This window comes from Streptacidiphilus alkalitolerans (assembly GCF_042511045.1).
Classification (GTDB): Bacteria; Actinomycetota; Actinomycetes; order Streptomycetales; family Streptomycetaceae; genus Streptacidiphilus; species Streptacidiphilus alkalitolerans.
In genome coordinates this window covers 216,114-234,974 of record NZ_JBHEZX010000012.1, presented here as the reverse complement: position 1 = coordinate 234,974, position 18,861 = coordinate 216,114, and the positions used below count along the sequence as shown (strand labels likewise).

13 protein-coding genes are annotated in these 18,861 nt (G+C 75.9%); 4 read left to right on the top strand and 9 right to left on the bottom strand.

All coding sequences use genetic code 11. From position 1 onward, the window contains the following. Window positions 1-46: 46 nt before the first annotated feature. The 4 genes from ACEZDG_RS25960 to ACEZDG_RS25945 are packed head-to-tail and all read right to left on the bottom strand — an operon-like array spanning window position 47 to window position 7,187. Window positions 47-4,687, bottom strand: a complete 4,641-nt coding sequence (locus ACEZDG_RS25960; protein ID WP_380513664.1) for a hypothetical protein — start codon at window positions 4,685-4,687, stop codon at window positions 47-49. A 6-nt stretch (window positions 4,688-4,693) separates the two neighbouring features. Beyond that, entirely contained in the window at window positions 4,694-5,566 is an 873-nt protein-coding gene (locus tag ACEZDG_RS25955; protein ID WP_380513662.1) for a hypothetical protein, read from the bottom strand. Continuing rightward, window positions 5,563-5,691: a hypothetical protein gene (locus ACEZDG_RS25950; protein WP_380513660.1), complete on the bottom strand. Its 129-nt coding sequence runs from the start codon at window positions 5,689-5,691 to the stop codon at window positions 5,563-5,565. The genes ACEZDG_RS25955 and ACEZDG_RS25950 overlap by 4 nt, the downstream gene beginning before the upstream one ends. Then, window positions 5,688-7,187, bottom strand: a complete 1,500-nt coding sequence (locus ACEZDG_RS25945; RefSeq protein WP_380513658.1) for a hypothetical protein — start codon at window positions 7,185-7,187, stop codon at window positions 5,688-5,690. Before ACEZDG_RS25945 ends, ACEZDG_RS25950 begins: the two co-directional genes overlap by 4 nt. A gap of 109 nt (window positions 7,188-7,296) precedes the next feature. On the opposite strand from ACEZDG_RS25945, the gene ACEZDG_RS25940 reads away from it, so the two are divergent. The 3 genes from ACEZDG_RS25940 to ACEZDG_RS25930 all read left to right on the top strand — a co-directional run bounded on the left by ACEZDG_RS25940 (window position 7,297) and on the right by ACEZDG_RS25930 (window position 10,780). Further along, on the top strand, window positions 7,297-8,061 hold the full coding sequence (locus tag ACEZDG_RS25940) for a LamB/YcsF family protein (protein ID WP_380513701.1): 765 nt from the start codon (window positions 7,297-7,299) through the stop codon (window positions 8,059-8,061). Beyond that, on the top strand, window positions 8,058-9,605 hold the full coding sequence (locus ACEZDG_RS25935) for a 5-oxoprolinase subunit B/C family protein (protein ID WP_380513656.1): 1,548 nt from the start codon (window positions 8,058-8,060) through the stop codon (window positions 9,603-9,605). Before ACEZDG_RS25940 ends, ACEZDG_RS25935 begins: the two co-directional genes overlap by 4 nt. 86 nt (window positions 9,606-9,691) lie before the next feature. Continuing rightward, a complete protein-coding gene (locus ACEZDG_RS25930; protein ID WP_380513654.1) occupies window positions 9,692-10,780 on the top strand; it encodes a WD40/YVTN/BNR-like repeat-containing protein in 1,089 nt (362 codons plus the stop codon). Window positions 10,781-10,788: 8 nt separating this feature from the next. On the opposite strand, the gene ACEZDG_RS25925 is transcribed toward ACEZDG_RS25930, so the two are convergent. The 5 genes from ACEZDG_RS25925 to ACEZDG_RS25905 all read right to left on the bottom strand — a co-directional run bounded on the left by ACEZDG_RS25925 (window position 10,789) and on the right by ACEZDG_RS25905 (window position 17,265). After that, window positions 10,789-11,667, bottom strand: a complete 879-nt coding sequence (locus tag ACEZDG_RS25925; RefSeq protein WP_380513652.1) for an SGNH/GDSL hydrolase family protein — start codon at window positions 11,665-11,667, stop codon at window positions 10,789-10,791. Then, complete coding sequence (locus tag ACEZDG_RS25920) at window positions 11,664-12,872, bottom strand: glycosyltransferase (protein WP_380513650.1); 1,209 nt, start codon at window positions 12,870-12,872, stop codon at window positions 11,664-11,666. Before ACEZDG_RS25920 ends, ACEZDG_RS25925 begins: the two co-directional genes overlap by 4 nt. After that, window positions 12,869-14,023, bottom strand: a complete 1,155-nt coding sequence (locus ACEZDG_RS25915; RefSeq protein WP_380513648.1) for a glycosyltransferase family 4 protein — start codon at window positions 14,021-14,023, stop codon at window positions 12,869-12,871. Before ACEZDG_RS25915 ends, ACEZDG_RS25920 begins: the two co-directional genes overlap by 4 nt. Window positions 14,024-14,147: 124 nt before the next feature. Continuing rightward, complete coding sequence (locus ACEZDG_RS25910; protein WP_380513646.1) at window positions 14,148-15,572, bottom strand: HEAT repeat domain-containing protein; 1,425 nt, start codon at window positions 15,570-15,572, stop codon at window positions 14,148-14,150. A 196-nt stretch (window positions 15,573-15,768) separates the two neighbouring features. Beyond that, the gene (locus ACEZDG_RS25905; protein ID WP_380513644.1) at window positions 15,769-17,265 is read right to left on the bottom strand and encodes a DNA-binding protein NsdB; all 1,497 of its coding nucleotides are present in this window, start codon (window positions 17,263-17,265) and stop codon (window positions 15,769-15,771) included. A gap of 421 nt (window positions 17,266-17,686) precedes the next feature. Between ACEZDG_RS25905 and ACEZDG_RS25900 the strand changes: the two genes are divergently transcribed. After that, entirely contained in the window at window positions 17,687-18,832 is a 1,146-nt protein-coding gene (locus tag ACEZDG_RS25900; protein ID WP_380513642.1) for a phosphotransferase, read from the top strand. Window positions 18,833-18,861 lie beyond the last annotated feature (29 nt).

Here is an 18,861-nt window from a genome sequence, read left to right as displayed (position 1 = left end):
CGTGGCGATCGTACCTTCCTTGTTTGGTACGTGTTCTGACTTTCGATCAGCCCACCTCCACCGGTTCGGCCAGCTGCTCGGCGGGACGGCGGAACATCCGGGTGGCGGTGACCGCGCCATGGATCTCCGCGTCGTCGGGGTCGATCACCGGCAGGCCGGGGCGCAGGTGCTCCTCGACCGAGATGTACTTGAGGCCGGCCCGCAGGTCGGCGTCGTTGCGGAGCCGGATGATCAGCGGGAACTCGGCCAGGGCGTTGGCGTCCAGCAGACCGGTGGTGTAGATCAGCTGGACGCCCAGGGCCGAGGCCACGGCACGCTGCAGCTCGATCAGATAGGTGGCGTTGGCCCGGCCGATCGGGTTGTCGAGGAACAGCGTGCCCGCGTGGGCCAGCCGGGCCTGGCCCCGGTCGTTGGCGCGCAGCGCGGCCATGGTGCAGTACAGCGCGATGGCGGCGGTGAGCAGCTGGCCACCGGAGAAGACGTCGGACATCTGACTGACCGACACCCGCTCGGCGCGCAGCACCGCGTCCGGCTTGAGGATCTCGACCGCGACGCCCTTGGGCTCGACCGCCGCGTGCACCCCGCGCAGCAGCAGCGAGATGCCGTCCCGGCGGCCCCAGTCGCTGGTGGCCCCGGTGGCGCCGGGGCGGCGGACGGCGGCGCGGGTGGCCTCGTCGATCACCGTGCCCAGGCGCTCGGTGAGCAGGGCGTGGTCCGGGTCCTCGAAGCGGATCCGCAGGAACTCCTGGCCGGACCACTCCCCCAGCCCCTCCGGCAGCCGGGACAGCCGCTGGGCGGCGCGCAGCGTGGCCAGCGAGCTCTCGACCAGGCCGCGCAGCCGGTCGACGATGCTGTCGCGGTTGCGCTCCAGCTGCTCCAACTCGTCGCTGAGCACCCGCAGCCGGGGCGCGAAGGCCACCGCCCAGGCCGCCGCGTGCTCGGGCAGCGCGGCGGCGGGGAGCTCCCGGATCTGCTGCCGGGCCGGGGTGCGGACCGCCTCGAAGCGGGTGGCGTTGGCGTGCCGGACCAGGGCGTCCGAGGTGTCCCGGACGGTGAGGTCGGCGGCGCCGAGCTCCGCCCCGGCGGCGCGCAGGCTGCGGCGGGTGTCGGCCGCGGTCTGCCGGGCCTCGGCCAGGGTGCCGGTGTAGGGGGCCGGGGACTCCTCCTCGCCCTCCGGCACGGCGGCCGGTTCCCGCAGGCCGTCGCGGAGCTGGGCCGAGGTCTCGTCGAACTCGGCGGCGGCGTGCTGGGTGGTCTCCAGGGCACGCTGCAGCTCGCCGTGGACCGACCGGCTGGCGGCCAGCAGGTCGGTGTGCCGGGCGAGTTCGGCGGTGGCCGCGCGCAGCAGCGACTGCGCGTGCCCGGTGTCGGCCGGGACCAGTTCGGCCGGCAGCTCGGTGTGCGCCTCGCCGGTGACCGGGGCGCTGCGCTCGGCCTCGCCGCGGAGCCGGCCCAGGTGCTCGCTCGCGGTGGAGGCCCGGGTCTCGATGGTCTGCACCAGGTGCTCGGCGCGGGCGGCGGCGGCCTGACGGGCCGGGCCGTCGGAGCCGTCCGGGCTGTTCAGCAGCTCCTCGGCGCGGACGCGCACCTTGTTGGTGAGCCGGTCCAGCTCGGTACGGGCGGCGGACTCGTCGCCCTCGGCCCTGGCCTGCTCGGCGCGGAGGTCGGCGCCGACGCCCACCTGCTCGTAGAGCTGGGAGGCGGCACGGTGCGCCTCGCGCAGGGCCGGCAGCGAGGCCGGCGGCTCCGCGGCGGCCCCGGCGTCCTGCTCCGAGGCGGGCAGCTCGGAGCCGGGCAGCTCGGCGCGTTCGGCGCGCAGTGCCCTGACCGTGCGCCGGGCGTCGTCGGCGGCCCGCTGGGCGGCGCGGCGGTCCTCCTCGACGGCGAGGGCGCGCTCGGTGCACTGCTGCTGGCGCTGCTCGGCCTCGGCGGTCTCCTCGGTGAGCTCGCGGACCCGGCCGGTCCAGCCGGTCCGCTCGCGCAGCCGGAAGGCCAGCCCGGCCAGGGCGTCGGCGCGGCGGCGGGCCTGCTGGGCGGCCTCGCCGCGCTCGTCCCGCAGCCGGGAGACCTCGGCGTGCTCGGCCTCGGCCTCCTGGTGCTCCGAACGGGCGGCGGCCAGCTCGGCGTTGGCCAGTTCCAGCGCGGTGGCGGCGGCCTCGGCGTCGGCGGCCATGGCGGCCAGTATCCCTTCGGGGCACCGGGCCCGCCAGGAGGCCAGCCGCCCGCCGACCAGGCGGTCCGTGCCCAGCCTGGCGGCCAGGGCGCGGATCTGCTCGTCCCTGGCGGCGGCGCGGTCGCGGAGCTGGCGGCGCTCGTCGTCGGCTGCGTTCTCGTCGTGCATGGCCGGGTTCGGCGGGACCAGGAAGAGGTCCTGCGAGGTCTCCGGCGCCGAGGGCACCGGGCCGAGCAGCGCGGCGGCCGTACCGACGGCGACGGCGGAGCGGGGCAGCAGTGCGGCGGCCGAGAGCACCTCGCGGGCCCGCTGCAGCGCGGCCGGATCGGTCACGATGACGCCGTCGACCAGCTGCGGACGGGCGTCCAGGATCCGCTCGTGGTCGGCCGGGTCGACCGACTGGGCCAGGTAGCGCCAGCCGGGCAGGGCCGGCACGCCGTGCTCGCCCAGGTACTCGACCGTGGCCAGCACGTCCGGGCCCGGCGGCAGCAGGCCGCCGTCGCCGAGGGCGGCCAGCACCCGGGCGTCGGCGGCGGCGGCGGTGCGCAGTTCGAACAGGGTGCGCTCGGCGGCGGCGACGGACTCGTCCAGGAGTTCGCGCAGCGGGTCGGCCGAGCGGTCCAGGGCCTCCGCGGTCAGCTCGCCGGGAAGCACCCCGAGCAGTTCGGCGGCGCGCGGCTCGGCCGCGAGCCGGGCCGCCACGTCCTGTTCGGCGGCCAGCACGGTCTCGGCGGCGCCGAGGGCGTCGCTGGCGCGGGCGGCGGCCAGCTCGGCGCGGTTGCCCCGGGCGGCGGCCTCGCGGGCCCGGGCGCCGCTGCGCTCGGCGGCGGCGCGGGCGTGCTCCCAGGCGGCGGTGGCGTCGCGCTCGGCGTCGGCGGCGTCGAGCGCGGCCCGGGCCGGGTCGACGGCGTCGGCGTCCGGGGCGGCGTTGCCGGCGTCGATCCAGCCGGAGCGGACCGCCGCCTGGGTCTCCTGCTCGACCTCGGCCAGGCGCTGGCGCAGGTGCTCGGTCTCGCTGCGGGCCTTCTGGGCCGCGGTGGTGGCGCCGGTGGCGTCGCGACGGGCGGCCTCACCCTCGGCCTGCAGCGCGTCGGCGCGCTGCTCCTCCCGGTCGGCCTGGGCCTCGGCGGCGTCGGCGGCCGTGTCCAGCGCGCCGACCAGGGCGCGGGCGGCCCGGGTGCGGGCGGCGAGGGCCGGGGCGGCGTCCCGCTCGGCCTCGCGGATGGCGGCGGAGACCCGGGCCGAGCGGTCGGCGGCGGCGCGGTGACGGAGCACCAGTTCGGTGGCCTGCCAGGCGGAGTGCAGGGTGCGGGCGTCCAGCAGCTCCTTGCGCAGGCCGGCCGCCGTGCCGGTGGCGGCGGCCAGCGCCAGGCTGGCGTGACGGTGCGTCAGCTCGGCGGTGATCAGCGACTGCCGGGTGCGGGCGTCCTCGGCCTCGGCGACGGCGGAGCCGGCCTCGGCCACCTGGGCCGCCAGCTCCCGGGAGCGCTCGCGCTCGGCGGCGGCCCGGGCCGCCAGGGTACGGGCCAGCCGGCGGGTGCGGCGCTCGGCCGCGCGGTGCATCTCCCGGACCGACTCACGGGCGACCGCGGCCTCGGCGATCCGGCGCAGCAGGTCCAGCGAGCCCGAGGTGAAGTCGCGCTCGGCGGTGAGTTCGGCCCGGCGGCCGAGCTTGTTGGCGAAGCCGTGCACCAGGTCGGCCAGGCCGTCGGTGTCACGGGTGTCGGTGACGGCGCGCAGCAGCAGGTCGGTGAAGTCGGCGTCGCTCTTCACCGCGAACAGGCCGGCCGCCTCGCCCTCGTCGGCGTTCATCTCGCGCTGGTAGCGGAAGAGTTCGGGGTCGAGGCCGAGGCTGCCCAGGTGCTCGATCCAGCGGTCGTGGCCCTCCTCCCAGCTGAGGTCCAGATCCGGGTAGGCCTTGTCGGCCTCGGTGAGGGCGTCCCGGAAGCCCTTCATGGTGCGGCGGCGGCCTCTGGCCGTCACGGGCGGCGCGTCGAGGCCCGGGGCCGGGAGCAGGGTGGTGCGCTCGGCGACCGGCAGGCCGTCCAGGCTGAGCCCGGGGCCGGGGCGGAAGGAGTACCAGGCCTCGGCGAACTTGCGCGGGTCGGTGGAGACCTGCCGGCCGCGCCACTCGCTGACCTTGCCGACCACCACGGTCTCGCCGGTCAGGGTGTGCTGCCACTCCAGGGCGACATGGCCGCAGTCGTCGGCGAGCAGGAACTTGCGCAGCACGCCGGAGCTGGCGCCGCCCAGGGTGTTCCGGTGGCCCGGCAGCATCACCGAGAAGATCAGCTTGAGCAGCACCGACTTGCCGCCGCCGTTCTCCAGGAACAGCACCCCGGCCGGGGCCGGGCGGCGCTGCGGACCGCTCTGCTCCTCGTCGAAGAAGCCGGGCTGGCTGGGCGCGGGCTCGGGCACGGGGTCGCCGACACCGCTCAGGTCGAGCACGGTGTCGGCGTACCGCGCACCGGCGGGGCCGATGGAGTAGAGGCGGACCCGGTTCAGCTCGTACATGGGGCGTCAGATCTCCGTGCTCGGGCGGGAAAAGAAGGGCAGGCCGGCGTCGGCGACCAGTTCCTCGGTGGGGTCGGGCGGCAGCAGGCTGGCGCTGCCGTCGCTGACCGGGACCACGCCGAGGGCCAGCAGCTCGCTCATCGCGGCGCTGCCGGCCAGGTCGCGGACCTGCAGCTGGTAGCGGGCGGTGGTGCGGAAGGTGCCGCCGGAGTCGTCCGAGGTCTTCTGCAGGAAGCCGGAGTCGACCAGGAAGGCCATCGCCTTGCCGACGATGCCGATGGTGGAGCCGGACAGGCGGCGGGCGTCCTTGGTGGCGCCGGTGGCGCTGCGCCGCGCGTACACCCGCCAGGCGACCTCGAGCCCGGGGGCGTCGCTGACCGGGTCGGTATTGGCGCCCTCGGCGTCGGCCCGGTCCTCCAGCCGGCGGCAGACCTGGCGGACGAAGGTGTCCACGCCGTTGACGGTGATCCGGCCGAGGTAGCCGTCGTCGGCCAGGTCCTCGGGGCGGGGGAAGGCCAGGGCGGCGACCGCGAGATGGGCCAGGCCGTGCAGGAAGCGGTCGGTGGACTCGGAGGCGGCGCGGCGGGAGTAGTCGCCGAGGCGGACCGCGAAGACCGAGTCCTCGGCGGCGGCCACGGCCATCCCGGCCCGGGGCGAGACCTCCAGCACGATCAGGCCCAGGCCGGTGCCGACGGCGTCGGCGAGCCGGGCGAAGGCCGGGTCGTCGCGGTAGCGGCGGACCAGCTCGCCGTACTCGGCGTCACGGGCCGGGAGCAGCTTGGGCTGCAGGCCGAAGGAGACCAGCCGGGAGGCGTCGGCCACGTCGCCGGGGCTGATCCCCGGCGGGGCGGGCACGGGTGCGTCGGCGTAGGTAGTCACGGGCGCGGCTCCTGGCGGTGCGGGTCCCCGGCGAACGGGGCGGGGTCTGCGGTGGGCTCGGCGGGCGCCACGGGGTGGCCGGGCAGGGCGGGCGGCGCGGCCGGGGGGCGGCGGGTGCGGCTCATGGCGCGGCCTCGCTGCGGTCGGCCGCCATCGCGGCGGCGTCGAGCAGGGCGCTGCCGACGATCAGGTCGGCGCCGCCGAACTCGGGGTCGTCCAGCCGGGTTCCGTCGTCCACGGCGAAGGGCAGCCGCTCCTCGCCCTGGCGGTAGGCCGTGCCGACCGAGGGGCTGGCCGAGTGGATGGCCAGCAGGGCGACCAGGTACGGGAGTTCGTGGTCGCGCCGGCGGGCCTCGGCGAGCAGCCCGGACAGCCGGCGCGGGGCGTCGGCGGGGAGGTCGAGCAGTTCGTGCGCGGCGTCCAGCTGGGCCTCGGAGAAGCGGCTGTCGTCGGGGGTGTCCATCAGGTCGGGCTCGGGCAGCTCGGCGCCCAGGTGCTCGCGCTCGACCGGCGGGGTGAGCAGCACGTCGACCAGGTCGGTGACCCGGACCGAGACCGGGGTGCGCAGCCCTATGGCGCGACCGAAGAAGGCGTCGGTGACCCGCGCCGCCTGTTCCAGCGGCAGCCGCAGCAGCGGTGCCAGCAGCTGCCCGTAGAGGTCCAGGCCGCTGCGGGCGGTGGGCGCGGCGAAGGCCTGCCGGTCCTGCTCGGCGCGGAACAGCGGGCCGGCCTCCAGCAGCCGGGTCTGCAGCTGGGTGTGCCGCCGGATGCAGTCCTTGACGATGTCGACCAGTTCGGCGGCGCGGCGCTTGTGCTCCGGGTCCTCCGACTCGTCCCTGGCCCGGCGGATGTTGGTGAGGATGGCGTTCTCGTGCCGGTAGCGGTCGGCGATGTGGTCCAGCGCCTCGGCGATCAGGTCGGGGACGGTCTCCATCCAGTCCACCGCGCGGACGTTGCGGCGGGTCGCCTCCAGCGCGCGGCGCAGCGTCTCGGCGAACTGGACCGTGCGGTAGCGGGCCTGCTCGGCGGCGAGTTGGGCGTCGGCGAGCCGGCCCCGGCTGATCAGCACCTCGAGCTTCACCTCGGCCGCGATCTGGGCGCTGGTGACATCCGTGTCCAGCGCGCCGACCAGGACGTTCACGGCCTCGTCGGTGGTGCGCAGGTAGACCCCGCCGTCCGGGCCCGGGACCTCCTCGATCAGCTTGAAGTCGTAGTCGCGGCGGACGTAGGAGCCGTCGGTGGCGAAGGTGCCGTAGACGGCGCGGAAGCCGCGGTCCACGCTGCCGACGTTGATCAGCGACTCCAGCACCCAGCGGGCCACCCGCTCGTGCTCGGTCCAGGGGCGCTGCGGGGCCTGGGCGGCGACCCGGGGCTGCAGCCGGGCCAGCACCTGGTCCCGGTCGGCGCCGGTGTCGAAGTCCATCTGCAGGGTGACCAGGTCGATCGCGGACAGCGCGACCTCGGCCATGCCGTAGACCGCGTACTCGCCCGCGAGGTTGGCCTTGCGGCTGTCCAGGTCGTGCAGCGGCGCGGTGCAGGCGAGCGCACGCAGCCGCCGGGCCAGCCCCTCGTCGGCGGCTGGACCCGGCGCCGGGCGACTGGTGTCGACGGTCGTGGTCATGGACCAAAGGTTAGGGGGTGGTACTGACAAGCTCCCAAACGCCACAGATTGCGGGCAATTGTGTGACCTTGCACACGGCTGGGCTCCCCTAGGATCTCCGACCATGGTGATGATCGATCTCAACGCCGACCTCGGTGAGGGCTTCGGGCGCTGGACGTTGACCGAGGACGAAACCCTGCTCGGGGTGGTGACGAGTGCCAACGTCGCCTGCGGCTTCCATGCGGGCGACCCTTCGACGATGCGACGGGTGTGCGAGTCCGCGGCCCGGCGCGGCGTGCGGATCGGGGCCCAGGTGTCGTACCGGGACCTGGCCGGGTTCGGGCGGCGCGCGATGGACGTCCCGCGCTCCGAACTGGCGGACGAAATCAGCTACCAGCTGGGCGCGTTGGACCTGTTCGCCCGGGCCGCCGGGGCGGAGGTCGGCTATCTGAAGCCGCACGGGGCGCTCTACAACCGGGTGGTGCACGACGAGCAGCAGGCCGGAGCGGTGGTGGACGCGCTGCTGGCCTTCCGGCGGGCCGCCGGGCGCGGGCTGCCGGTCCTCGGCCTGCCCGGATCGGCGCTGCTGGCGGCGGCGGAGGCGGCCGGGCTGCCGGTGGTGGCCGAGGCCTTCGCCGACCGCGCCTACACCCCCGGGGGCACCCTGCTGCCGCGCACCGAGCCGGGCGCGGTGCTGCACGACCAGGACCAGGTGGTGGCGCGGGCGGTGCGGATGGCCGGGGACGGCGAGGTGGTGGCCGTGGACGGCTCGGTCATCCCGGTGCGGGCCCGCTCGCTGTGCCTGCACGGCGACACCCCCGGCGCGGCGGCGCTGGCGGTCCGGGTCAGGGAGGCGCTGCTGGCCGCGGGCGTGGGTGTCGGGGCCTTCGTATGAGTGTGACGGTGCGCCGGGTGGGCCGCTCGGCGCTGCTGCTCGAGGTCGCCGGGGACGCCGAAGTGGCCGGACTGCTGGCCGAACTGACGAAGGATCAGGCCGCGGGCCGACTGGGCCCGGTGGCGGAGGTCGTCCCGGCGGCGCGGACCGTGCTGCTGGACGGGGTGGAGCAGCCGGCCCGGGTCGCCGCCCGCTACCGGGGGTGCACGCCGGACCCGGTGCCGGCCGCGGACGGGCCGCTGGTCGAGGTCCCCACCGTGTACGACGGGGCGGACCTGGCGGAGGTCGCCGCACAGTGGGGGGTGTCCGCCGAGGCGGCGGTGCGGATCCACGCCGAGCAGGAGTACCGGGTGGCCTTCTGCGGCTTCGCCCCCGGGTTCGCCTATCTGACCGGCCTGCCCGAGCGCTACGCGGTCCCGCGCCGGGCCACGCCGCGGACCCGGGTGCCGGCCGGGTCGGTGGCGCTGGCCGGGACCTACACCGGGGTGTACCCGGGGCCCTCCCCCGGCGGCTGGCAGCTGCTCGGACGCACCGGGCTGCCGCTGTGGGACCCGGCGCGCGAGCCCGCGGCGCTGCTGGTGCCCGGCACCCGGGTGCGGTTCCGGCCGGTCGGCCCGGAAGCCGTCTCCGCCGGGGCACACGGCGCATCGCACACCACCGGGACCGGGGGCGCGGCCGGGGGCCGGGCCGTGGAGGTGCTGCGGCCGGGCCCGCTGACCACGGTGCAGGACGCGGGACGGACCGGGGTGGCCGCGCTCGGGGTGCCCAGGGCCGGGGCCCTGGACCCGGTGGCCTTCCGGCTGGCCAACCTGCTGGTCGGCAATACCCCCGGGGCCGCCGTGCTGGAGACCACGCTCGGCGGGGTGGCCCTGCGGGCGCTGGTACCGCTGGTGGCGGCGGTGGTCGGCGCGCCCGCGCCGGTGCTGCTGGACGGCCGGCCGGCGGCCTGGGGCGCTCCGGTGCCGGTCCCGGCCGGCGGGGTGCTGGAACTGGGGGCGGCGAGCTCGGGGGTGCGCTGCTGGCTGGCGCTGAGCGGCGGGGTGGACGTGCCGCGGGTGCTGGGCAGCCGGTCGGCCGACCTGCTGTCCGGTCTTGGCCCGGCCCCGCTGGCGGCGGGGCAGCGGCTGCCGCTGGGCCCGGTCACCGGCCCTCCGCTCCGGCTGGACGGGCTGCCGCTGCCCGCGCCGCCGCGGGAACTGCCGCTGCGTCTGGAGCCGGGGCCGCGCGAGGACTGGTTCACCGAGGCGGCGCTGCGGCTGCTGGCCACGGCCCGCTACACGGTCTCCCCGGCGAGCAACCGGGTCGGGCTGCGGCTGGCCGGCCCGGCGCTCGAACGGAGGCCGGGGCGGGGCGAACTGCCGAGCGAGGGAATGGTGCTGGGCGCGGTGCAGGTGCCCCCGGACGGACTGCCCGTGGTCTTCCTGGCCGATCACCCGACCACCGGCGGCTACCCCGTGGTCGGGGTGGTCAGGGTGGAGGACCTGAGCGCCGCCGCACAGGCGGCACCTGGAACCCCAGTTCGATTTATTCGCTCATCCAGGTGAACATACGCGCGATTCGAGGACAATGACTCGTACCGAGAGAAGACTGCTGAACCGTCGGTGGACCGACGTGGAGGGAGTGACCCGCGATGGGTGAGGTACTGCTGGCCGTCGGCACGGCCAAGGGTCTGTTCCTGGGGCGCAGCGAGGACCGCCGCTCCTGGAGCTGGGACGGCCCGCACTTCGTGATGCAGGGGGTGTACTCGGTGGCGATCGACCGCCGGAGCGGCTCCCCGCGCATCCTGGTGGGCGCGGACAGCAGCCACTGGGGTCCCTCGGTGTTCCACTCCGACGACCTGGGCGCCAGCTGGCAGGAGCCGAAACAGCCGGCCGTGCGCTTCCCCGAGTCGACCGGCACGTCACTCGAACGGGTCTGGCAGCTCCAGCCCGCGGGCCCGCAGGAACCGGCCGTGGTCTACGCCGGCACCGAGCCCGCCGCGCTGTTCCGCTCCACCGACGGCGGTGAGTCCTTCTCACTGCTCGAGCACCTCTGGGAGCATCCGCAGCGCAAGGACTGGGGGGCCGGCTTCGGCGGCCAGGGACTGCACACCATCCTGGTCGACCGGGCCGACGCCGACCTGCTCACCGTGGCCGTCTCGACCGGCGGCGTCTACCGATCGCCGGACCGCGGCGAGAGCTGGACCGCCTCCAACACCGGTGTGGAGGCCCGGTTCCAGCCGGACCGCTACCCGGAGTTCGGGCAGTGCGTGCACAAGATCGCGGCCGATGCCGGCGACCCCTCCCGGCTCTACCTGCAGAACCACGGCGGGGTCTACCGCAGCGACGACGCCGGGGCGAACTGGAAGCCGATCCACGCGGACCTGCCCGCCGACTTCGGCTTCGCCGTCGCGGCGCACCCGCACCGCTCCGGCACCGCCTATGTGTTCCCGCTGGTGGCCGACTACGAGCGGCTGCCCCCCGAGCACCGCTGCCGGGTCTACCGCACCGAGGACGCGGGCGAGACCTGGCAGCCGCTGTCCACCGGGCTGCCGCAGGAGGCGCACTACGGGGTGGTGCTGCGGGACGCGCTGAGCCTGGACGACGCCGATCCGGCCGGGGTGTACTTCGGCAACCGCAACGGCGAGGTCTACGGCAGCGCGGACGAGGGCGACTCCTGGCAGCTGCTCACCGAGCACCTGCCCAGCGTGCTCTGCGTACGCGCGGCGCTGATCAGCTGACGCGCTGATCAGCTGACGGCCTTGAGAGGGCCCGGCCCGCCGACGCCGCTTCCGCGGCGGTCGGGGCCGAGCCCGGCCAGCACCGCGGCGGTGAGGGCCGCCGCCTCCCGGTCGAGCCGGTCCGAGCTGCGCTGCCGTACTTCGGCGGCGGCCAGCCGCAGCAGGTCCGGCAGCAGGTCGGTGCAGCGTTCGAGCACCCAGCGGGTGCCCCTGGTGGCCATCCACCACACCCCGGCGGCCCGGCCGGGAGCGGCGCCGGTGGGTTCGGCGCCGGGGGCGGGACCGGCCGCCACGCCCCTGGCCGCCAGCAGCGCGTGGAACTCCCTGGCCAGGGCGCGATGGCCGCGCTCGCTCGGATGCAGCCGGTCGACGCTCCACATCCGGGGGTCGTGCACCCAGTCGCAGTCGACCACATGGACATGGACGGCGCCGTAGCGCTCGCTGAGGGCGTGCACCACCTCGTTCACGCTGCGCATCCGGCGGGCCAGCGGCCGGGCCAGCGAGGCGGGCAGGCCCAGCATCCGGCCCGGGTCGGGCAGGCAGGCGGTGAGCAGCAGCGCGCCGTCGTCGGCGAGCGCCCCCAGGGTCGCGTCCAGGTTCCGGGCCACCGCGTTGATGTCGTAGGCGGCCCGCAGGGTGTCGTTGACCCCCACCACCACCGAGGCCAGCTGCGGCCGGTGGTGCTGGGCCGAAGGGAGTTGACGGTGCAGCACATCCGGGGTCCTGGCCCCGCTCACCGCGAGGTTGCGCAGTTCCACGGCCTCGGCGAGCGGGGCCAGGCCGCCCGCCAGCAGGGCGGCCCACCCGCGCCAGGCGCCGTCCGCCGCGCGGTCGCCGAGCCCTTCGGTGAGGGAGTCGCCCAGTGCGGCCACCCGCAGCGGGATCACGGTCCGACCCCCTCGGCCACGGCGCTGGGCATGCGGTCGGCGGGCACCCGGTCGGCAGGCATGCGATCGCTGGGGCCCTGATCGCCGAAAGCCCCGTGCGCGGCCAGGAAGCGGTCGACGGCGCGGTCCCAGCCGTAGCGCTCGGCGCGGTCCCTGGCGGCTTGGCGGCGCTCGGGCTCCGGCCGGGCCAGCAGCCGCTGGACGCCGTCGGCGAAGCCTGCGCCGGTGTCGGCGGCGACCGCCCCGGCGGAGCCGACCAGCCGCGGCAGGGCCGAGGAGGCGCTGACCACCACCGGGGTCCCGCAGGCCAGTGCCTCCAGGGCGGCCAGTCCGAAGGTCTCGATCGGCCCCGGTGCCAGCACCGCGTCGGCACTGGCCAGCAGGCCGGACAGGGCCGCCGTGGAGCCCAGGTGCCCGGTGAACCGCACCGGAAGCCGCTGCGCCGCCGCCCGTGCCGTCAGCCGGGCCCGCAGCGGGCCCTCCCCGGCCACCACCAGCACGGCCGGGACGTTCCGGCGGCGCAGCTCGGCCAGGGCGTCCAGGGCCCGGTCGGGCCGCTTCTCCGGCGACAGCCGCGAGCACATCACCAGCAGCAGTTCCTCCGGTCCCGCGTAGTGGGCGCGGGCGGCGGCGCTGCGGTACCCGGGGCCGAACTGCTCCAGGTCCACCCCCAGCGGCGCCTGGATCACATTGCGCGCCCCCACCCGGTGGAACTCGGCGGCTGCCCAGCCGGTGGTGCAGATGACCGCCCGGTAGTCCCGTGCGGTCGCGGTGTTGAGCCGGTCGGCCGCCCGCCGGGCCAGCGGGCCGGTGAGCCCCCAGGTCCGCAGCAGGCCGTCCAGGCTCTCGTGGGAGACCATCGCGGCCGGCACGCCGTGCTGCCGGGCCCAGGCGCCGGTCCAGCGCAGGGTGCTGCGGTCGGAGACCTCCAGCCGGTCCGGCCGCAGCCGGGCCAGCACCTCGGCGACCCGGGAGCGGTCGAGCAGCACCCGGTAGCCCCCGGTGCCCGGCACCGGGCGGCCGGGCAGGGTGATCACCCGTCCCTGGCCGGTCTCCCGATCGTCGGCGGCGGCCCCCGGGATGATCAGCACCGGCTGGTGCCCCGCCGCCGCGTAGCCGGCGCCCAGCTGCCGCAGCGCGGTGCGCAGGCCGCCGGAGACCGGGGTGACGAAGTTGGCGAGCCGCACGATCCTCAGCCCGCTCATGCGGCGGCACCGCCCGCCGCGCCGACCGCCCGGGCGGAGCGGTGCTCGGCGAGCACCGCTCCGTAGTGGTCGATCAGCTGGTCCCCCACCGACTCCCAGGTCCGGCCGGCGACCTCGGTGCGGGCGGCCTCGCCGTAGCGGGCCCGCAGCGCCGGGTCGGCGGCCAGGGTGGCCACCGCCGCGGTGACCGCGCGCACGTCCTTGGGCTGGACCAGCAGCCCGGTCCTGCGGTGGGCGACCAGGTCGAGCGGCCCGCCGACGGCGGGCCCGACCACGGCGATCCCGCTGGCCATGGCCTCCTGGATGGTCTGGCAGAAGGTCTCCATCGGCCCGGTGTGGACGAACACGTCCAGCGAGGCGAACAGCGCCGCGAGCTCGTCGCCGGTCATCCGGCCCAGGAAGGCGGCGCCGGGCAGGGCCTGACGCAGCATCGGCTCGCTGGGGCCCTCGCCGACCACCACCAGCCGGATCCCCGGCAGGCCGCAGACCCCGGCCAGCAGGTCGACCCGCTTCTCGGGGGCGAGCCGTCCGACGTAGCCGACCAGCACCTCGCCGTCCGGGGCCAGCTCACGGCGCAGCCGCTCGTCGCGGTGCCCGGGGTGGAACCGCACCGAGTCGACCCCGCGCTGCCAGAGCTTCACCCGGGGCACGCCGTGCGCGGTCAGGTCCTGGGCGGCGGGGGTGGACGGGGCCAGGGTCCGCGCCGCCGCGCCGTGCACGGCGCGCAGTCGGCGCCAGGCCGCGACCTCCCCCAGGCCGCTGCCGGCCCGGTAGGCGCGGGCGTAGCCGGCCAGGTCGGTCTGGTAGACGGCGACGGCGGGGACCCCGAGCCGGTCGGCGGCGGCCATGCCGCGCGCACCGAGGACGAAGGGGCTGGCCAGGTGGACGATGTCGGGGCGGTGGCCGGCGATGACCTGCTCCAGCCGCCGGGTCGGCAGCGCGAGCCGCACCTGCGGGTACCCGGGCAGCGGCACGGCGGGGAGCCGGACCACCGGGCAGGGGTCGGGTGTCGTGGGCGGGGCGGCCGATGCCGGTGCGATCACGAGCGGCTGGTGGCCGCGTCGCACCAGGTGCTCAGCCGTGCGGAGGACGGAGTGGGCGACGCCGTTGATGTCCGGCGGGAAGGATTCGGTGACGATGGCGACACGCATGACTGTGTTGTGTCCAGGCCCGACGTGCACCGGGCCAAGGGGATCTTTCGCACGGACGAACGATTCCCGAACCCTGGCCAGAGCCCTGGCCCGAAACCTGACCCAGCCCGCCCCGGACCCGTCGTCAGCCGGAGCTCAGCCTGCCCCGTACGGCCGCGTGGACCTCGGCTTCCTCGCCCGGATCGGCGGCGAGTCTGCGCAGCCGGTCCAGCACCCTGCCGTCGCCCTTGGTGAACACATGCCGGGCGGCGAGCTCCCTGGTGGCCTCCTCGCAGTCCCAGAGGCACTCCACGGCCGCACCGGTCGGAAAGCAGGGATCGGTCGCGGAGAGGCTCCTGGCGGCGCTGCCGCGCAGCTGCGAGCAGCTGGTCTCGGCGTAGATGTGGCGCAGCACGGTCACTCCCGCGGCGGCCGCCAGCCGCCCGACGCCCTCGACCAGGACGGCGAGTCCGTCCCCCTCGGCCCCGCGCTGGTAGACCCAGCGGTGCAGGGCGGCGACCACCAGCGGGGCGTCGGCCGGTTCGCCGACGCAGGCCAGCAGTCCGGCCGCGGCGTCGGCCAGCGGGCCGCCCTCGGGTTCGGCGGCCCAGATCCTGGCCCTGGCCACGAAGCGGGTGCTGCGCATCCGGGCCAGCGTGGCCAGGCCGAAATCCGCGACCTGGCGCGAGGAGAGGTCCTCGGCGGCACGCCCGACCAGCTCGGGGGCCCGCTCGTGGTCGTGGTCGGCGAGGTGCCGCAGCGCGGCGCAGCGGGCGCCGTCCTCGCCGTCCATGGCGGTGTCCAGCAGCAGCGGGAGGTCCTCGGGGCCGACCACGGCGTCCAGGCAGCGGGCCGCGGCGACCACCCGGCGCTCGAAGCCGTCGGCCCCGCCCGCGCCGCCGGACGCCGGGGCGTCCGCCCAGGCCAGTACGGCCGCGGTGCTCCAGGCGGGGGCGTTGGTGGGTCGGTCCAGCTGTCGTTGCCAGAGGTCGAAGGGCGCCTGCTCGGTGGCGGCGGCGACCCGTGGGTGGGAGCCGGCCCAGAGGTGCCAGGGCCGGGGCTCATAGGCGTTGCGGACGGCCGCGCGCAGGGCGGCGTCGCCCTCGGGGCCCTCGGGGAAGCGGGCCAGTACCGGCCCGGCCAGGGCGTCCAGACCGGCGTCGTCCTCGCGCAGGGCCAGCTCGTCCAGGGCCCAGGCCCAGTTGCTGCCGACGGCGGCATAGCGGTGCAGCAGCAGCAGGGCGTCGCGGCGGCCGTAGCCGGCCAGCCGGCCCAGGACGGCCAGGGTGAGGCCGGTGCGTGACTCCTCCCCGTCGAGCAGGTCCTCGACGTGGAAGAGATGGTCCTCCAGGCCCTGGATCGGTGCCTCGAGCTCCATGTAGAGGCGGGCGTAGTAGAGCGACCGGTTCTCCACCTGCCAGTCGCGGCGGGGGTCGCGGGTGACGCACTCCTCCAGCGCGGCGAGAGCGTCGAAACGCTCGGCCGCCAGAGCGTGCAGGGTGCCGTCCCCCCGGCCCCGCTGAAGCAGGCCGAGAAGGGAGGCGCTGGGCGCTATCGCGGGCTCGAACATGAGGTCAGCATCCGTTGCGGCGGTCCTGGAGGCAAAGGGATTTCCCTGCGGGATACCCGTACGGCGGGTCGACGGGCACCTCCGGACCGATTCCTACCGGTAGGAGGCACGGAATCGTACCGTTCAGGTGGCGACCTGTGCACCTTTGCCTGCTGCCGCCCGCAGCCCGCCTCCCCCTCCCGCCGCAGGCGGACGCTCAGACCGGCTGCGGCCTGCTCCGGTTGGGCATCGCGCTGAGGATGTCCGCGCGCAGTTCCCGGACGTCCGAGAGCTGCGCGTAGCGCCCGGTGAGCCGGTACATCTCACGCAGTCGGTCCCAGGTGCGGCGGGAGGACATCTCGCTGGTGGACTTCAGCGCCAGCGCCGCGTACTTGCTGGCCTCCTCGGGCTTGTTGGCGATGTAGCAGGCCGAGGCCAGCGACAGGCGGTCGAACAGCATGGAGCGGTCGTGGCCGCCGGTGCGCAGGTCGATGGCCTGCAGGGCGTGGTACTGGGCCAGCGGCGCGGCGGAGGGGTCGTGCTCGGCCAGGGTGCGGTAGGCCAGGGCCTCCATCCCGTGCAGGTCGGCCCGGTCGAAGAACTGCAGCCAGCTGGGCCCCGGTTCGCCGTTGTCCTGCGCGAACAGGTCCTCGGCCTCGCCGAGGGTGCGCCGGGTGGCCTGCGAACGGCCCATCGAGGCATGCGCCCAGGCCTCCACCGTGCGCAGCATCGCCCTGGTCCGCGGCAGGGTGTCCTCGCCGCTGCCGGCCTCGGCCACCCGCATCAGGTCGAGGGCGTCGTTGGGGCGCCCCAGGTGCACCATCTGCCGGGCGGCCCGGGACAGCGCCTCGCCGGCCCTGGGCTTGTCGCCGGCCTCGCGGGCCGCGTGCACGGCCATCACGAAGTACTTCTGCGCGGTCGGCTCCAGGCCCACGTCGTGGGACATCCAGCCGGCCAGCACCGCGAGGTTGGCGGCGACGGTCCAGAGCCGCCGGGACAGCGCCTCCGGGTGCTGGAAGGTGAGCATCCCGCCGACCTCGTTGAGCTGGCCGACCACCGCCTTGCGCTGCAGGCCGCCGCCCCGCGAGGCGTCCCAGGCCCGGAACACGTCGACGGAGTTCTCCAGCGCCTCCACCTCGTCCAGGCCGACCGGGCCGGCCTCGTAGAAGTCCCCCGCCGGCAGCGCCGCGGCGCCGGGGGTGCGTACGAAGGCTCCGGAGGGAGCGGTGCCGGGGCCGGCGGCGGAAGCCGATCCGTCCCGGCCGGTCATCCAGTCGTGCAGCGGGTTCGCGATCGCCGCGCCCGCCGCCAGCGCGGTGCTCGCGCCCATCAGTCCGCGTCGGTTCAGCATGAGGTCCATTCCCGTGAACTCGGTGAGGACCTCCGCGGTGCGACCGGGATCACAGGAGGGTTCGTCCTGCGCGTCGTCCGCGCCGCTGCCCGAGCCTGTGTGCCGGTGTCGCTGGAACCCGAGGTCCTCAGTGGTGACAACACGGCCGAGCCGCTCGGTGAACAGGGCAGCCAGCACCCTCGGCACCGGGTCGCGCGGGACCTCCCCGCGTTCGATCCAGCGCCGTACTCGCGAGGTGTCGGTGGACAGCTGCTGCTGTCCCACCGCCGCGCCCCGCCGGTTGACCAGCCGCGCCAGCTCGCCCTTGGACCATCCGGTCAGGGCGAACAGGTCGGCGAATCGGGTGTTGGGTCCTCTGCTCACGTCAAGCCCCCAGGTTCCTCGGCAGTTCCGAGGCTAACCGTGCGTCATGTGCCAGGCGAGCATTCGCCAGGGTTCGCCAGGGTCCGCCAACTGATGCGCCAGGAGTGATCGGGTGTCATGTAGGAACGCGCCACCCCAACCCCATCGCCACCAGGCCGGTATCGCTGGAGGCAGGGCGGGTTTAAGGAGTGGCGCAACGGGGTGGCGCGGACGTTGCCGCAGGCCACGGAACCCCGGACGGCGCACTCCCCAGGGCGCTCCGTCATTGGGATCACTCCGGGGCGTGCGATTTCAGCGTTCGCGCCCCTCAAAACCCAGCACGGCCGTACCAGCACAGCACCGCAGTACGAGCACAGCACACGCGGTGGGCCATTCCCGGCCCGCCGGCGGCAGCCCGCCAGGAAGGGACCCGGATCCACCCATGTACTCTCCTTCGCTCTCCCCCGCCCCAGTAACGACCTCCCGGGTCACCGCACCGCCGCGCCACCGCCCCGCCATCGGCGCCGACCCCCGGACCCGCGAGCGGGACCCCTACGGCCAGCCGGTCCGGCCCCGGCCGCAGCCCGCCCCCGCGGTACCGCGCCGCGCCCTGCCGGACGGCCGCCGGGCCGTCCCCGGCGCGGCCGGGCCGCGGCTGGAGAACCCGGCCGAGCAGTCACCCGTGCTGCGCGCGGCGCTCGCCGGAATAGCCAGGATCTGTCCGGCCTTCGTCCCCCGGCAGCTGCTGCGCGAGGACGCCCAGCACCTCCTGGTGGCCGGTACGGCCGGCCGCACCCCGGTCGTCGCCAAGTGCCTCAACCCCGGCCTGGCCGGACCCGCCGGACGGGAGGCCACCCGGGCCGGCCGCGAGGCCGCCGACCTGCTGCGCCGCGAGGTGGCGGCGTACCGGACCTTCGTCCGGCACCGGCCGCCGGCCCGGCTGCCCAAGCTGGTCGCCGCCGACAACGACCGCTGCGTGCTGCTGATGGAGCGGGTCCCCGGCCGTCCCGCCGCGCGCGAGCGGCACCCCGTGAACACCCCCTCGCCGGGGGAGGTCAGGGCGATCCTGGGCGCGGTGCGCTCGCTCAACCTGTGGCGCCCGCCGACCGGTTCCTTCGACGCGCCGCTGGACTACCCGCGCGAGATCGCCCGCTACCACGCGCTCGGGCTTCTCACCGACCGGGACGCCGGCGACCTGCAGCACCTGCTGCACGGCCTGGCGCACACCGCGCCGCAGTTCTGCCACGGGGACGCGCTGCTGACCAATGTGCTGCTGGCCCCCTCGGGCCCGGTGTTCGTCGACTGGGAGCAGGCCGGCTGGTACCTGCCCGGCTACGACCTGGCGGTGCTGTGGACCGTGCTCTCCGGCGACACCGCGGCCCGGCGGCAGATCAGCCAGGTCGCCCAGTCCTCGGGGACGCTGCCGCGGGACGCCTTCCTGGTGAACCTGATCCTGGTGCTGATCCGGGAGATCCGGCTGCACGACGTGCCCGGGGCCAACGAGGAGCAGCGGATACTGATCCGGCGGCTGCACGAGGACGCCACGATGGCCCGGCGCGCGGTGCGGGCGGCCGTCGGCACCCGCTGACGGTCGGTCAACCGCCGCCGCCCAGCCGC

Excerpts from the sequence above, each read along its gene's own strand:
- ACEZDG_RS25960 (WP_380513664.1), bottom strand. The coding sequence starts at position 4,687 with ATGTACGAGCTGAACCGGGTCCGCCTCTACTCCATCGGCCCCGCCGGT.
- ACEZDG_RS25950 (WP_380513660.1), bottom strand. The coding sequence starts at position 5,691 with ATGAGCCGCACCCGCCGCCCCCCGGCCGCGCCGCCCGCCCTGCCCGGC.
- ACEZDG_RS25945 (WP_380513658.1), bottom strand. The coding sequence starts at position 7,187 with ATGACCACGACCGTCGACACCAGTCGCCCGGCGCCGGGTCCAGCCGCC.
- ACEZDG_RS25940 (WP_380513701.1), top strand. The coding sequence starts at position 7,297 with ATGATCGATCTCAACGCCGACCTCGGTGAGGGCTTCGGGCGCTGGACG.
- ACEZDG_RS25935 (WP_380513656.1), top strand. The coding sequence starts at position 8,058 with ATGAGTGTGACGGTGCGCCGGGTGGGCCGCTCGGCGCTGCTGCTCGAG.
- ACEZDG_RS25930 (WP_380513654.1), top strand. The coding sequence starts at position 9,692 with ATGGGTGAGGTACTGCTGGCCGTCGGCACGGCCAAGGGTCTGTTCCTG.
- ACEZDG_RS25920 (WP_380513650.1), bottom strand. The coding sequence starts at position 12,872 with ATGAGCGGGCTGAGGATCGTGCGGCTCGCCAACTTCGTCACCCCGGTC.
- ACEZDG_RS25915 (WP_380513648.1), bottom strand. The coding sequence starts at position 14,023 with ATGCGTGTCGCCATCGTCACCGAATCCTTCCCGCCGGACATCAACGGC.
- ACEZDG_RS25910 (WP_380513646.1), bottom strand. The coding sequence starts at position 15,572 with ATGTTCGAGCCCGCGATAGCGCCCAGCGCCTCCCTTCTCGGCCTGCTT.
- ACEZDG_RS25900 (WP_380513642.1), top strand. The coding sequence starts at position 17,687 with ATGTACTCTCCTTCGCTCTCCCCCGCCCCAGTAACGACCTCCCGGGTC.